We start from the raw sequence: 15,019 nt of genomic DNA, 5'->3' as shown, positions 1-15,019 counted from the left end.
CTGCCCGCTTATTTGCTGGATTACTTGCCCAGATCGACCTTGCTGAAATCGTGCAATGCGAACGCCGACATCTTGAAGCCGATCACCTGCTTGCGGATCGGCGTATGCGTCAGCGAGTGCGCCAGCGGGATCCATGGCGCTTCTTCATGGGCGATCACCTGCGCCTGCTCATACAGCTTGGCGCGCTCGTCCTGCTTCGGCGTCAACTTGGCTTTCTGGATCAGCGCCTCGAAATCCTTGTTGCACCAGCGCGCGGTATTGCCGCCGCTGCGCACCGATTCGCAGCCGAGCAAGGTGGCAAAGAAATTGTCCGGATCGCCGTTGTCGCCCGACCAGCCGAACATCATCGCCTGCTGTGCGCCCTGCTTGCTGCGCTTCAGGTATTCGGTCCATTCGTAGGTATTGAGCCTGGCCTTGACGCCGATCTTGGCCCAGTCGGCCTGGATCAGTTCCGCCATGCGTTTGCCGTCCGGATTGTAGGGACGGGTCACTGGCAGGTAAGACAGTTCGACTTCGACGCCATTGGGATAACCGGCCTTGGCCAGCAGTGCCTTGGCCTTGACTGGATCGTAGGCGTAGTCCTGGATCTTGTTGTCGTAGGACCAGAGCGTGGGCGGGATCGCATTCTTGGCGATCTGGCCGGCGCCCTGGTACACCGTTTTCAAAATCGTCTGCTTGTCGGTGGCGAGGTTCAGGGCTTGCCGCACCAGCTTGTTGTCGAACGGTTTTTTCTCGACATTGAACGAGATGTAGCCGACGTTCAAGCCTTCCTTGGTCAACAGGGTGATCGCCGGATCGTTTTTCATCAGCTCGATGTCGGCCGGCTTGGGAAACGCCATCACCTGGCATTCATTGGCCTTGAGCTTGGCGTAGCGCACCGAGGCGTCCGGCGTGATGGCGAAAATCAGGCTGTCCAGCTTGGGCCGGCCATCCCAATAGGCGTCGAAGGCCTTGTAGCGGATCACGGCATCCTTTTGATAGGAGACCAACTGAAACGGGCCGGTGCCGATCGGTTCGCGGTCGATCACGTCGGGCGTGCCGGCTTTCTTCATGCTGGCAGCGTATTCTGCTGACAGGATGGAGGCGAAATCCATGCCCAGGTTGGCGATGAACGGCGCTTCCGGGTGTTTCAGCTTGAAGATGACGGTGTAGTCATCGCCCTTTTCCACCTTGTCGATGATTTTTTCCATGCCCATGTCAAGGAAAAAGCTGAAGCTTTGGCCGGCCGCGAGATGATGGAAAGGATGGTGCAGGTCCAGCATGCGATTGAATGAAAACAGCACATCGTCGGCATTGAAATCACGGCTCGGCTTGAACTTGGCGCTGCTGTGGAACTTGACGCCCTTGCGCAGCTTGAAGGTATAGGTCAACCCGTCGTCCGACACGGTCCAGGATTGCGCCAGGGCCGGGACGATCCTGGTGGTTCCCAGTTCAAATGCGACCAGGCGGCTGTACAGGGGCACCGACGAGGCGTCGAAGGTGGTCCCGGTGGTGAACAGCTGCGGATTGAAACCTTCCGGGCTGCCTTCCGAGCAGAAGACCAGTGTCTTGGCAGCTTGCGCGCCGCTGGCGGCAAGGCACAGGAATGCGGCCGCGCCGATGCCGGCAAGCAGCCTGACACTTTTGTTGATTGTTTTTTTCATGGCATGTCTCTTTCTGATTTTATTTGTGATTTTATTTATAACCCGGTAAATAGTCTTCTACCAGCCGTACCCAAAACGAAGCTCCTAACGGAATCAAGGCATCGTTGAAATCGTAATGCGGATTATGCAGGGCGCATGGTCCCAGTGCAGCATCCTGCTGGCGATGTTCGTCATTGCCGTTGCCGATCAGGACGTAACAGCCGGGCCGGCGGTCCAGCATGAATGAAAAATCTTCCGACGTCATCAGCGGCGGCAAGGCGATCAGCGCCTGCTCGCCCAGCCAGTCTTTGATCATCCTCCGGCATCTGGCGGTTTCGGCAGCATCATTGATGACTGCTGGCATTTCGCGGGTGAAGACAAAGTCCATATCGCATTCGTAGGAGCGGGCGACATGCGCGGCGATATCCCGCAGGCGCTGCTCGATGCGCTGCAGGACGTGCTCGTCGTAGGTACGCACCGAGCCACCCAGCCAGGCGCTGTCTGGAATCACATTGAAAGCGGTGCCGGCCTCAAGCCGGGTAACCGACACTACTGCCGGATCGGTCGGCGCCACATTGCGCGCCACGATGTTCTGGATTTGCGTGGCGATCTGCGCCACTGCCAGCAAGGCTTCGGCGGTGACGTGCGGCGTGCCTACATGTCCGCCTTTGCCGCGCACCGTGATGGTAAACACGCTGCAGCTCGCCTCGCGGCCGCCGGGCTCGGCGACAAAGGTACCGACCGCCAGTCCGGGCCAGTTATGCATGCCGAATATGGCGTCGCAGGGAAAACGCTCGAACAAGCCGTCCTCCACCATCGCCAGCGCGCCGGCGCCGTCCTCTTCGGCCGGCTGGAAAATGAAATTCACCGTGCCGTTGAATTGCCGCGTAGTGTGCAAATGGTACGCAGCGGCCAGCAGCATGACGGTGTGACCGTCGTGGCCGCAGGCATGCATGCGGCCGTCATAGCGCGAACGATGCGGCATCGTATTCTCTTCTTGCAGTGGCAAGGCATCCATGTCGGCGCGCAAGCTGAGCGCTGACCGGTCGTCACCGTTGCTCAAGGTCGCCACCACGCCAGTCTTGCCTATCCCACGGGTGACGGCAATGCCCCAGCTTTCCAGCGTCGCCGCGACCTGCTCGGCAGTGCGATGTTCTTGATAAGCCAGTTCCGGATGCGCATGGATATCGCGCCGCAAAGCCACCAGTTGATCAAGATTGGGCAAATCAATAAGCTGCATGGAGGCTTCCCCTATGATTTCGTTTATTAGCTTGTTAGACAATGGCGCTGATTATTACAGCCCCTGCAGGATAATGGGAAGTTCACGCTTGAATCGGCTCGATTCTCCGGGAGGATTGCCGAGCTCGCGCGCAAAGCGATGGCCCTGATAGACGGCCGCGGCGATGGTGCCGGGACCGAAGGCGTCGCCGATAGCGCACATGCTGCGATTCCCGGCCGCCGCCAGCTCCTCCGGCAGTGCGGCCAGCGCGGAATGGAGATCATCGACAGGCAAGCGGGCAGTCACGCTGACCAAGGCCGAGCAGGCAATCTCCCGCTGCTTTCCCGTCAGCAGGCATTCGATCATGACCGCCGCCGCGCTCAGTTGCCTGAGGTTGCTGTAGATATGGACCTCGACCCCCAGCGTCAGCAGGCGGCGCAATATCGCAACCGCTTCCAGCGTATCGCTGGTCCATGCCGACACCTGCGCTGCCGGAGTGACCAGGGTGACCCGGTTGCCGGCCAGGGCGCATTGCTCGGCCAGCAAGCCGCCCATATAGTAGTGGTCGTCATCGAAGATCACCACCGGCCCCTGTGGCCGATGGCCATGCATCAGTTCGTCGGGAGTCCTGACGTTGTGGCAGTCGAAACCCGGGACCGGCGCACCATTGGCGCGCCCGACGCCATCGCGGCGCCAGACCGAGCCGGTCGCCAGCGCGATGTGGGCCGCGCCGAATTCCAGAATGTCGGCGGCAGCCAGTTTGCTGCCGCGGTAAATCTCGACGTTGCCCATGCGCTGCAGCTGCGTGACGCGCCAGTCCCGTACCCGCAGCCATTCGCGCAGGCCGGGCAAACCCGACTCCAGCAGCACGCGCCCGCCCAGCTCGCTGCCGGCCTCGACCAGCGTCACTTCATGGCCACGCCTGGCGGCAGCCAGCGCCGCTTCCAGGCCGCAGGGTCCGGCGCCGACCACCAGCAGCGCACCGTCATCGTTCTTCGCCGGCATGGTTTCCGGATGCCAGCCGCGCCGCCATTCTTCGCCCATGGTCGGATTCTGCGTGCAGCGCAGGTTGGAATTGCTATGGTCAGAGGAGACGCAGATATTGCAGCCTATGCATTCGCGGATTTCATCGATGCGCCCCTCTTCGATCTTGCGCGGCAAGAACGGATCGGCGATCGATGGCCTGGCGGCGCCGATGAAATCGAGGATCCCCCGCCTTACCTGACTGACCATGGCGTCCGGCGAAGTGAAACGGCCGACGCCTACCACTGGCTTGGTGGTCAGCTGCTTGACGAAGGAGACATACTCCTCCTGATAGCCTTCCTGCTTGAAACGCGAGGTGGCGCTGTCGTTGGCCCATGAACTCACATTCACGTCCCACAGGTCCGGCAGCTCGGCCAGCAGGCTGACCACGTCGCGCCCTTCGGCTTCGCAGGAAACGCCGTCCGGCCCCAGCAATTCATCGACGCCCAGCCGCACCGCCACTGCACAGCGGTCGCCCACCGCGTCGCGCGTATCTTCGATCAGTTCGCGCAGCAGCCGCACCCGGTTCTCGAGCGAGCCGCCGTATTCGTCGATCCTGTCGTTCTTGCGCTTTTGCAGGAAATGAAAAGGCAGGGACAGGTCGTGCGATGCATACACGTAGATGATATCGAAACCGGCGCGCCTGGCGCGCAGCGCAGCGTCCCGGTGCCAGCGCCGCAATTCGCGGATGTCGGCCTTGGTCATGGCGCGCGCCTGCATCGGCGCGTTGCCGGTCACCGGACGATGCGACGGCCCCAACGGGATTTCGCGCGTGGTGAAGTTGGCGCTCGACATGCCCTTGTGCAGCAGTTCGATGCCGGCCAGAGAGCCGTATTCATGGACCGCGTCCGCCATCAGCTGCAGCGCCGGAATATCTTCGTCTCCCCACAAGCGGCCCTCGTTGAACGGCGAGCAGTCGCTGCTGGGATGGATTTCCACTTCCTCGGTGCACACCACGGCCCAGCCGCCCTCCGCCTTGACCTTGCGCAGCTCGGCCAGGGCGCGCGGCTGGGTCCAGCCCATGCCGTTGCAGTGCGGCACCTGGAAGAAGCGGTTCCTGGCCGTGACCGGACCGATCTGCACCGGCTCAAACAAAATGTCAAAACGCGAATCACGCATGCGGACTGCCCTCAATCGGATGAGTTCGGCCGCCGCCGGACGGCAGCAGCATGGTTCTCACCATTGCAGTTTTTGTGCCCAACCCGAATGCGCGGCAAGTCCCTGATTTATCAGAAAAATCCATTTAAGGCGGGGCGCCGGTTTTTGGCCGGCCTCACGAAAAATTGACGAATTGATAAATTTTCGTCATCCTTGCCCTTGTCAACCGAACATGGAGCGCGTCCCTTGGATACCGAACTAGCTAGCGCACTGGCGATTTTTTCCCATCTGTTCGACGCCATGCCGCAGCCGGTCGCCGTCATCGACAGCGATGGCAACTATGTCTATTACAACCAGGGAAGCGCGGAGATCGACGCTTATCCGGCCGAGCTGGCCGTCGGCCATCCCCTGCTCGACATCTATCCCGCCATGGATGCGCACAGCAGCACCCTGCTGCAAGCCCTGCACCATGGCAAGCGCTACACCGGCACCTTCCAGGCCTTTGTCAATGCGCAAGGCCGGCTGGTGCAGCAAATCCACACCACCCTGCCCTTGCTGAACAGGCGCGGATCGATCGTCGGCGCGGTCGAAGTTGCGCGCGACCTGAAACATCCGGCGGACGAAGAGCCTGATGCTGGCGCTGGCCCGGACAGAGCGGCACCGCATGGCATCGTCAGCCAGGATGCTGCCATGCTGGCCTTGATACGCCAGGCCGAAGCGCTTGGCAAGGCCGGCGTCAACGTGCTGATCTGTGGCGAAACCGGGACCGGCAAGGAGCTCGTCGCGCGCCTGCTGCATCAGTGCAGTCAGAACGCCGCCGCGCCGTTTGTCGTCCTGAACTGCGCGGCGCTGCCGGAAAGCCTGTTTGAAAGCATCATGTTCGGAACTGTCCGCGGTGCTTTCACCGGCGCCCAGGATCGGCTGGGCCTGATCGAGACGGCCAATGCGGGCACCCTGTTCCTGGATGAGTTGAACTCCCTGCCCTGGGCAGTGCAAGGCAAGCTGCTACGAGTGTTACAGGATGGCAGGTTCAGCCGGGTCGGCAGCAACAAGGAAATCCGGGTCAGCCTGCGCGTCATCGCGGCGGCGAATGAAACAGCGCAGCAAATGGCCGCGGCAGGAAAACTACGCTCCGACCTGCTGTATCGCCTGAATGTCGGACAGTTGTCGATTCCACCGCTCAGGGAGCGGCGCGGCGATATTCCCCTGCTGGCGGAAGCATTCCTGCACAAGCATCGCGCCATCACCGGCGGACGAGTCAAGCGCATCGCACCGGCCGCCATGCGCCAGCTGCAAGCTTGCCGCTGGCCGGGCAACGTCAGGATGCTGGAAAATGTGATGCAGCGCAGTCTGATTTTTTGCGAGGCCGGTGACGAGCTCCAGCGCATATGGCTGGATCAGGATGCGGCTGATCCGCCAGCCGTGCACAGTGAGTCGGCGGCGCCCCCGGAAACACCGGAGGCAGGCAGCGGCCTATCGCTGGCAGAAATGCTTGCCGCCTACGAAAGAACGCTGCTGCTCGGCTTGCTCAAGGAACATGCCAGCTTGTCCGAAGTTGCCCGCCGTTGCGCCATCCCGCGCGCTACCCTGCAGTACAAACTGAAGAAACACAACATCACGGTCCATCGCAGCGCGCGCCAAGGAGCCGTCAGCTGATTTCTTCGAGCCGGTGGCATGCCGCCAGCCTGCCGTCGAACGGACGCAGTGCGGGCACTTCTTGCCGGCAGCGTTCGACCGCATACGGGCAGCGGTTATTGAAACTGCAGCCCGGCGGCGGCGCCAGCGGCGACGGCAGCTCTCCCGGCAGCATCATCTTTTGCTGGCGCTGCGCCGGATCGATGCGCGGCGTGCTGGCCAGCAGCGCCTTGGTATAGGGGTGCAACGGCCGGCTGAACACTTGCTGCTTGCTGCCGTGCTCGACGGTCTTGCCGAGATACATCACCAGCACGTCGTCGGCGATGTGCTCCACCACCGATAAATTGTGCGAGATGAACAGATAGGCGACGCCGCTGGCCTGCTGCAGATCCATCAGCAGGTTCAGCACCTGCGCCTGGATCGAAACGTCCAGCGCCGACACCGGTTCGTCGGCCACGATCACCTTGGGATCCAGCATCAGGGCGCGCGCTATCGCTACCCGCTGGCGCTGGCCGCCGGAAAACATGTGCGGGTAGCGGCTATAGTGTTCCGGCCGCAGGCCGACCTTGGCCATCATGGCGCGCGCTTTTTCGGCGCGCTCGGTGCTGTTCAATCCGGTGTTGATGATCAGCGGCTCTTCCAGCATCTGGCCGACCTTCTTGCGCGGGTTCAGGCTGGCGTAGGGATTCTGGAAAACCATCTGCACCAGCGGCCGCACCCGTTTGAGGGTAGCGTGGTCGGCATCGGCGATATTGGCGCCGTCCATCCACAGCTCGCCGCCGGTGGGCGGTTCGATCATGGTGATCTGGCGCGCCAGGGTCGACTTGCCGCAGCCGGACTCGCCCACCACCGCCAGCGTCTTGCCCGGCTGCAGGGCGAACGACACGCCGTCCAGCGCGCGCGCAGTGGCTTTCGGCTTGAACAAACCCTGCGATACGCTGTAGTGCTTGATCAGGTTTTTTGCTTCCAGCAGGACCACGGGACTGGCGATTTCGCTCATATTGGAATTCATCATCATGCAGCCCCACTGCTTAGCAAAGCTTCAGGTGTTTTGCGGGAAATCTCGAACCAGCCGTTAGTCGGACGGCCCTCTTGATCGAGCGGAAAATGACAGCGCACCTGCTCCTGCGGCGCGCCCAGCAATTCAGGACGCTGCTCACGGCAGCGGTCTTGCGCATAAGCGCAGCGCGGGCTGAGCAGGCAGCCCGTGGGCCTATCGTACTGGCCCGGCACCACGCCGGGAATGGTTTGCAGACGGGCGCGGCCGATATTGTGTTCGGGCAGGGCTGCCAGCAAAGCCTGGGTATAGGGGTGCTTGGGGGCGTTGAAGATATCCGGCACGCGGCCGGTCTCCACCACCTGCCCGGCGTACATCACCATCACGCGTTGCGCGGTCTGCGCCACCACGCTCAGGTCGTGGGTGATCAGCATCAGCGCCATGCCGCGGTCGCGCTGCAGTTGCAGCAGCAGTTCCAGCATTTGCGCCTGCACCGTGACATCCAGCGCCGTGGTCGGCTCGTCGGCGATCAGCAGGCGCGGATTACAGGCGATCGCAATGGCCACCATCACGCGCTGGCTCATGCCGCCCGACAGCTGGTGCGGGTAAGCATCCAGCCGGCGCTCGGGATCGGGAATATCGACCTGCTTGAGCAAGGCCAGCGCTTTGGCGCGCAATTCCTTCTTCGTGCCGCCCTGGTGCACGCGCAGGGTTTCCATCAGCTGGTAGGCCACGGTGAACGAGGGATTGAGGCTGGTCATCGGATCCTGGAAGATCATCGCGATATCCTTGCCCAGCAGGCTGCGCCTTTGCTTCTCCGGCATGGTCAGCAGGTCGCGGCCATCGAAGGCCATGCGTTCGCCCTTGACCCGGCCGGGATAGTCGATCAGGCCCATCAAGGCCAGCGAGGTGACGCTCTTGCCGGAGCCGGATTCGCCGACGATGCCGACCACTTCGCCGGCTTCAATGCCGAGGTCGAGGCCGTCCACCGCGGTGAACGGCGCTGCCGCCGAGCCGAATTCGACCCGCAGCTGTTTGATTTCAAGCAGTGCCATAATATTCAGTCTCGCCTTATCGTTTCAGTTTCGGGTCGAGCGCATCGCGCAAGCCGTCACCCATCAAGTTGAACGCCAGCACCGAGATCAGAATAGCCAGACCGGGGAAAGCCACTACCCACCATGCGCTCTGGATGAACTCCATGGCGCTGGCCAGCATCGAGCCCCATTCCGGCGTCGGCGGCTGCGCGCCCATGCCGAGGAAGCCGAGTGCGGCCGCATCCAGGATGGCGGAAGAAAAGCCGAGCGTGGCTTGCACGATCAGCGGCGCCAGGCAGTTCGGCAGCACGCAATTGAACATGATGCGCAAGGTGCCGGCGCCGGCGATGCGCGAGGCGCTGACATAGTCGCGCGACATCTCGCCGATCACCGCTGCCCGCGTCTGCCGTGCATAGTGCGGCAGCATCACCACCGCGATCGCATACATGGCGTTCATCAGCCCCGGGCCGAGGATCGCCACCACGGCGATCGCCAGCAGCAGGCTGGGCAAGGCCAGCATGATATCCATCAAGCGCATGATCGCGATTTCAACCATGCCGCGGAAATAGCCCGCCAGCAGGCCGAGCAGCACGCCGGTGGTGAGCGACAGCGAGATCGACACCATGCCGATCAGCAGCGACAGGCGCACGCCATGGATCAGGCGCGACAGCATGTCGCGGCCGACCGGGTCGGTGCCGAGCAGGAACTGGCTGCTGCCGCCCGCCTGCCAGACCGGCGGCACCAGAGTCGACTGGCGGAACTGCTCGATCGGCGAATGCGGCGCGATGATATCGGCGAACAGCGCCATCAGGACCATGGCGACGATGATCACCAGGCCGATGACAGCGCCGCGGTTCTGGCTGAAATAGCCCCAGAATTCGCGCAGCGGATGCGGCGGCGCGCTGGCGGCGGCCTTGGGCAGGGAAATGGCTTGCGGCGCGGACGCCTGCGGTGTGTTGACATTGTTCATGAGCGGTGGCGAATGCGTGGATTGATTACGCCGTACAGCAGGTCGACGGCCAGGTTGACGAGGATGATGGTGATCGCCGACAGCAGGATGCCGCCCTGCACCACCGGATAATCGCGGCGCTGGATCGCCGCCACCAGCCACTTGCCGATACCCGGCCAGGAAAAGATGGTTTCAGTCAGGATCGCGCCGGCCAGCAAGGTGCCGACCTGCAGGCCGACCACCGTCACTACCGGAATGAGCGCATTGCGCAAGGCGTGCACGCCGACCACGCGCCATGGCGACAGGCCTTTGGCGCGCGCGGTGCGCACATAATCCTCGCGCAAGACTTCCAGCATGGCGGAGCGCGTCATGCGCGCAATCACGGCCAGCGGGATGGTGCCGAGCGCAATCGTCGGCAGGATCAAATGCGACAGCGCCGACTTGAAGGCGCCGCTATCGTCCGACAGCAGGCTGTCGATCAGCATGAAGCCGGTGACCGGCGGTACGTCGAACAGGATATCGATGCGGCCGGAAACCGGCGTCCAGCCCAGCGTCACGGAAAACAGCAGGATCAACAGCAGCGCCCACCAGAACACCGGCATCGAATAGCCGGTCAGCGAAGCGCCCATCACCGAATAATCCAGCACGGTGTTGCGCTTGAGCGCCGCCAGCATGCCCGCCGGCAGGCCGATGATCAGGGCAAACAGGATGGCGCAAAAGGACAGTTCCAGCGTTGCCGGGAACAGGGTCTTGAATTCGCTCAGCACCGAAGTATGGGTCATGATCGACATGCCCAGGTCGCCCTTGAACAGATTCCCCAGGTAATTGAAATACTGCATGTAGATCGGCTGGTCCAGCCCCAGGTCGTGCGCCATTTGCGCATAGCGGGCCGGGTCCATGCCGCGTTCGCCGGTCATGGCTTCGACGGCGTTGCCGGGGATCAGATGTATCAATAAAAACACCAGCAGCGTGATGCCGAGAAAGGTCGGAATGACCAGGCCGACACGGCGCAGGAGGAATCCAAACATGGGAATACCTATCGTGATAAAAAAAATTGGTAGGGTGGGCACAGCGTGCCCACGCGTGAATTCGTTCTACGCACATACCTATTCGGCGCCGCGCGGGTCCGTACTCCGGTTATCACGGTCACGCGTGGGCACGCTGTGCCCACCCTACGTTTGCGACCTTACTTGCCGGCCAGATCAACCTTCTCGAAATGATGGTGCGCGAACACCGCCATCTTGAAATTCAACACTTCCTTGCGGATCGGCGTGAAACGCACCGAATGGGCCAGGTCGATCCATGGCGCTTCTTCATGCAGGATCACCTGTGCCTGCTCATACAGCTTGGCGCGTTCGTCCTGCTTCGGCGTCAGCTTGGCTTTCTGGATCAATGCTTCGTAATCCTTGTTGCACCAGCGCGCGGTATTGCCGCCGCCCTTGACGCCCTCGCAGCCCAGCAGCGGCGCGAAGAAATTGTCAGGATCGCCGTTGTCGCCAGACCAGCCGAACATCATCGAGTGCTGATCGCCCTGCTTGCTGCGTTTCAGGTACTCCGTCCATTCATAGGTAGTCAGCTTGGTCTTGACGCCGATCTTGGCCCAGTCGGCCTGGATCAGCTCGGCCATGCGCTTGCCATCCGGGTTGTATGGACGGGTCACCGGCAGGTACCACATCTCGACTTCGACGCCGTTCGGATAGCCGGCCTTGGCCAGCAATTCCTTGGCCTTGACCGGATCATAGGTGTAATCCTTGATCTTGTCGTTATAGCCCCACAGCGTCGGCGGGATCGGATTCTTGGCCGGGACGCCGGCGCCCTGGTAGACAGTCTTGAGGATGGTCTGCTTGTCGACCGCCATGTTGAGCGCCTGGCGCACCAGCTTGTTGTCGAACGGTTTCTTCTCGACATTGAAGGAGATGTAGCCGATGTTCAAGCCCGGCTTGGTCATCATGGTGATGGCCGGATCGGCTTTCATCAATTCGATGTCAGCCGGTTTCGGGTACGCCATCACCTGGCACTCGTTGGCCTTGAGCTTGGCGTAGCGCACCGAGGCGTCCGGCGTGATCGCGTAGATCAGGCTGTCCAGTTTCGGACGGCCGCCCCAGAAAGCATCGAAAGCCTTGTAGCGGATCACCGCATCTTTTTGATAGGAAACGAACTGGAACGGTCCGGTGCCGACCGGCTCGCGGTCGATCACTTCCGGCGTGCCGGCCTTCTTCATGTTGTCGGCATACTCGGCCGACAGGATGGAGGCGAAGTCCATGCCCAGGTCGGCGATGAACGGCGCTTCCGGATGCTTCAGCTTGAACACCACGGTGCTGTCGTCGACTTTTTCAACCTTGTCGATGATCTTGTCCATGCCCATGTCCAGGTAGTAGCCGAAGCTCTGGCCGGCGGCCAGCTTGTGGTAAGGATGGCTGGCGTCGCCCATGCGGTTGAACGAAAACAGCACATCGTCGGCGTTGAAATCGCGGGTCGGCTTGAACTTGGCGCTGCTGTGGAACTTGACGCCCTTGCGCAGCTTGAAGGTATAGGTCAGGCCGTCGTCGGAGACGGTCCAGGATTCCGCCAGGCCGGGAATCGGTTTGGTGGTGCCCAGTTCGAATTCGACCAGACGGTTATACATCGGCACCGACGACGCATCGAAGGTGGTGCCGGTGGTGTACAGCTGCGGATTAAAGCCTTCCGGGCTGCCTTCCGAGCAGAACACCAGGGTCTTGGCGGCAGTCGCATAGCCGGCGGTAGCGCACATGACGGCGAGCAGCGCGGCCTTGGCAATCAATTTTCTTTTCATCATAGGTCTCTTTCTTTCGTTAGGTTATGGTGAAACTGATTCATTTAACAACAATTCACATCGAGTGCACAAGCTTGTATCCGTATTACGTCCAGATGCCGCTGCTGCAATGGCATATTGCCCGCTCAGGCCGCCATCAAGGCTTCGATCTCGGCGCAGGTCTTGGGAATCGCCGGCCCCAGCACGCGCGCGCCGGAGCTGGTCACCAGCACGTCGTCTTCGATGCGGATGCCGCCGAAGTTCAGGTATTCGGCGAACTTCTCGTAATTGATCAGGTTACTGTGGCGCGCCTCGTCCCGCCAGCGCTGAATCAGCACCGGGATGAAATAAATGCCCGGCTCGACCGTCACCACCATGCCGGCCTGCAAAGGCTTGGCCAGGCGCAGGTTGCGCAGGCCGAACAGCTCGCTGCGGCTGACGCTGGCGTCGTAGCCGACCCGGGTTTCGCCCAAGCCTTCCATATCGTGCACGTCCAGTCCCATCTGGTGTCCCAGGCCGTGCGGGAAGCAGATCGCGTAAGCGCCCGATTCGACCACTTCTTCCGCCGTGCCGCGGAAGAAGCCGAGCTCGGACATCGCCGCCACCATATGGCGCGCAGCCTGCTTATGTACGTCAAGATAAGAAATTCCTGGCCGCATCATGTCGATGGCGAGCTGCTGCGCCGCCAGCACGATTTCGTACAGGCTGCGCTGGCGCTCGCTGAAGCGGCCGCCGACCGGAAAGGTGCGAGTGATGTCGCTGGCATAGCCGAGGGTGCTGGAAGCGCCGGCGTCGTTGACCACCAGGTCGCCGCTGCGCAAGCGGTTGCGATGATCGCGGTTGTGCAGGATCTCGCCGCTGCGGGAAAAAATCACCGGATAGGCGCCTTGCAGGTCGTGGCTGCGCATGATGCCTTCCATCGCCGCCACCACCTGATATTCAAAGGTATCGGCCTTGGCCAGCTGCATGGCGGCGAGGTGCATGTCGCGCGTGACGCTGAGGGCATTTTCGATTTCCTGGATTTCGGCGTCGCTCTTGATTTCACGCAGCGCAATCACCGCCGTCATCAGGCTATCGGAAGCGCCGGCCTGGCATTGCGCCGGCGTACAGTCCAGCAAGCTGGCCAGCTGCAGGACGGTTTCGCCGCGATACGGCGGCAGATAGTGAATCGCGCGGCCCTGGCGGCGCGCCTGCGCCAGCGTTGCCGCCAGCTCGCCGGCCGGCTGCACGCGCGCTATGCCTGCGCTGCGGGCGCGCTGCGCCAGCGCGTCTTGCGGACCAACCCAGATCACCTCGTTCAGGCCGGCGTCGTCGCCGAACAGGATGTCGGCATCGGCGTCGATGTCGATCAGGCCGGCCAGCTCGGGCTGGTCGAGGCCGAAGAAATAGGAAAACGAAGAATCCTGGCGAAACCAGTAATGATTGTGCGGATAGTTCATGGAGACATCGGCATTCCCCGGCAACAGCAGCAAGCCGGAGGAAAACTGCTGCTTCAGCCGGCGCCGCCGCTGTGCGTAGACCGTCGGCTCAAACATGCGCACCCCGCAGGCCGCCGCGGCAATCGCGGCCGGCTATTGCTTGCTTCCATTCCCGATACATCGTCTGCTCCATCGCCACTCCGTCACAACCACACACTGATTATAAATATTACGCCGCCGCAGGCGCTGGACGCCTGCGGCAACACCCGTCTTGCAAGTGCAAAAACCATGCCATAAAACGGCCAGAATCGCCTTACAGGTAAAGCCTCAAAAGAATTCGGTGCCGCGCAACAGATGCTTCTGCACCGCGGGTTCAGGCTGCTGCGGCCCGTCGAACAGGGATACGGTGCCGACCCAGATCACTTCGGCCACCTGGTTATCATGCGGCAGCGATTCGATGCTGTGAGGGATGTTGGCGTCGAAGTGCAGGCTGTCGCCGACATTGAGCACGTAGTTGTCTTTGCCCACCGTGTAGCCGACCCGGCCGCTGAGCACGTAGATCATTTCATCGCCTTCGTGCGACACCATTTCTGACTTGTAGCCGGCCGGCATGGTGAATTTCACGGAATGCACCTGGCTGCCGGGGAACACCGTCGACAGCCTTTCGTATTTGACGCGGCCGCTGGCCACGGAGTACGGCTGGCGCTGGCCGCGATAGGTGTCGGGCTGCAGTTGCGCGGGTTGCTGGATCAGATCGCCGATCGATACGCCCAGCGCCTTGGCGATCACCACCAGCGAGGTGATCGAGGGGCTGGTGAGATTGCGCTCCAGCTGTGAAATAAAGCCGGCGGTCAAGCCGGTTTCGGTCGCGAGTTCCACCAACGTCTTGTTGATGGCATGACGCCGCGTGCGGATAGAGATCCCCAGCTCTGGTATTTCCATTCAATTGTCTCCGGCCTGTACCTGATGTTGATTACATTCAAATCGGAAAGCACAATCTGCGCCGTGCTGATCCGACAGTAATTTTTTAATATTTATAGTATTTAATATGGCAACTACGATAATGATTACAGCGCGATTACAGCTGTTGCATCCTCGGTCAGGCGTCGGAAATTATAGTCAGACTAAAACTGGAGTCAAGGATCTTTTTTAGATTACCTTAGAACTGCGGAGAAATGATAGCTTGAGCGGATGAGCGCGGCCGGCAATACGCGTGGTGCGCAGCCCCATAACGGGGCGCGCGGATGCCAT

11 protein-coding genes are annotated in these 15,019 nt (G+C 61.5%); 1 reads left to right on the top strand and 10 read right to left on the bottom strand.

Features of this window, described 5'->3' with window-relative positions:
* Positions 1-20 precede the first annotated feature (20 nt).
* The 3 genes from AC07V8_RS17260 to AC07V8_RS17250 are packed head-to-tail and all read right to left on the bottom strand — an operon-like array spanning position 21 to position 4,983.
* The gene (locus tag AC07V8_RS17260; protein WP_494680192.1) at positions 21-1,643 is read right to left on the bottom strand and encodes an ABC transporter substrate-binding protein; all 1,623 of its coding nucleotides are present in this window, start codon (positions 1,641-1,643) and stop codon (positions 21-23) included.
* 31 nt (positions 1,644-1,674) lie between these two features.
* Entirely contained in the window at positions 1,675-2,862 is a 1,188-nt protein-coding gene (locus AC07V8_RS17255) for a M20 aminoacylase family protein (RefSeq protein WP_494680191.1), read from the bottom strand.
* Between the two features lie 54 nt (positions 2,863-2,916).
* Positions 2,917-4,983 (bottom strand): oxidoreductase, encoded by a 2,067-nt coding sequence (locus AC07V8_RS17250; RefSeq protein WP_494680190.1) that lies wholly within the window; start codon positions 4,981-4,983, stop codon positions 2,917-2,919.
* A 225-nt stretch (positions 4,984-5,208) separates the two neighbouring features.
* Here AC07V8_RS17250 and AC07V8_RS17245 point away from each other — a divergent pair, with 225 nt between their 5' ends.
* Positions 5,209-6,618, top strand: coding sequence for a sigma-54 interaction domain-containing protein (locus AC07V8_RS17245; protein WP_494680189.1), 1,410 nt, complete (start codon positions 5,209-5,211; stop codon positions 6,616-6,618).
* Here AC07V8_RS17245 and AC07V8_RS17240 read toward each other — a convergent pair.
* The 7 genes from AC07V8_RS17240 to AC07V8_RS17210 all read right to left on the bottom strand — a co-directional run bounded on the left by AC07V8_RS17240 (position 6,611) and on the right by AC07V8_RS17210 (position 14,710).
* The gene (locus AC07V8_RS17240; RefSeq protein WP_494680188.1) at positions 6,611-7,615 is read right to left on the bottom strand and encodes a peptide ABC transporter ATP-binding protein; all 1,005 of its coding nucleotides are present in this window, start codon (positions 7,613-7,615) and stop codon (positions 6,611-6,613) included. The two genes, AC07V8_RS17245 and AC07V8_RS17240, sit on opposite strands and share 8 nt — an antisense overlap.
* The gene (gene dppD, locus AC07V8_RS17235; protein ID WP_494680187.1) at positions 7,612-8,649 is read right to left on the bottom strand and encodes a dipeptide ABC transporter ATP-binding protein; all 1,038 of its coding nucleotides are present in this window, start codon (positions 8,647-8,649) and stop codon (positions 7,612-7,614) included. The genes AC07V8_RS17240 and dppD overlap by 4 nt, the downstream gene beginning before the upstream one ends.
* A 16-nt stretch (positions 8,650-8,665) precedes the next feature.
* The gene (locus AC07V8_RS17230; protein WP_494680186.1) at positions 8,666-9,598 is read right to left on the bottom strand and encodes an ABC transporter permease subunit; all 933 of its coding nucleotides are present in this window, start codon (positions 9,596-9,598) and stop codon (positions 8,666-8,668) included.
* Complete coding sequence (locus AC07V8_RS17225) at positions 9,595-10,605, bottom strand: ABC transporter permease subunit (protein WP_061939440.1); 1,011 nt, start codon at positions 10,603-10,605, stop codon at positions 9,595-9,597. The genes AC07V8_RS17230 and AC07V8_RS17225 overlap by 4 nt, the downstream gene beginning before the upstream one ends.
* A gap of 158 nt (positions 10,606-10,763) precedes the next feature.
* Entirely contained in the window at positions 10,764-12,374 is a 1,611-nt protein-coding gene (locus tag AC07V8_RS17220; protein WP_494680185.1) for an ABC transporter substrate-binding protein, read from the bottom strand.
* 122 nt (positions 12,375-12,496) lie between these two features.
* A complete protein-coding gene (locus AC07V8_RS17215; RefSeq protein ID WP_494680184.1) occupies positions 12,497-13,885 on the bottom strand; it encodes an aminopeptidase P family protein in 1,389 nt (462 codons plus the stop codon).
* 210 nt (positions 13,886-14,095) lie between these two features.
* Entirely contained in the window at positions 14,096-14,710 is a 615-nt protein-coding gene (locus tag AC07V8_RS17210) for a helix-turn-helix domain-containing protein (RefSeq protein ID WP_494680183.1), read from the bottom strand.
* Positions 14,711-15,019: the final 309 nt, after the last annotated feature.

The sequence above is a fragment of the Collimonas sp. GW821-FHT02H07 genome, assembly GCF_059421505.1.
The sequence above is the reverse complement of the archived record's forward strand: the minus strand, read 5'-3'. Positions and strand labels throughout refer to the sequence as shown.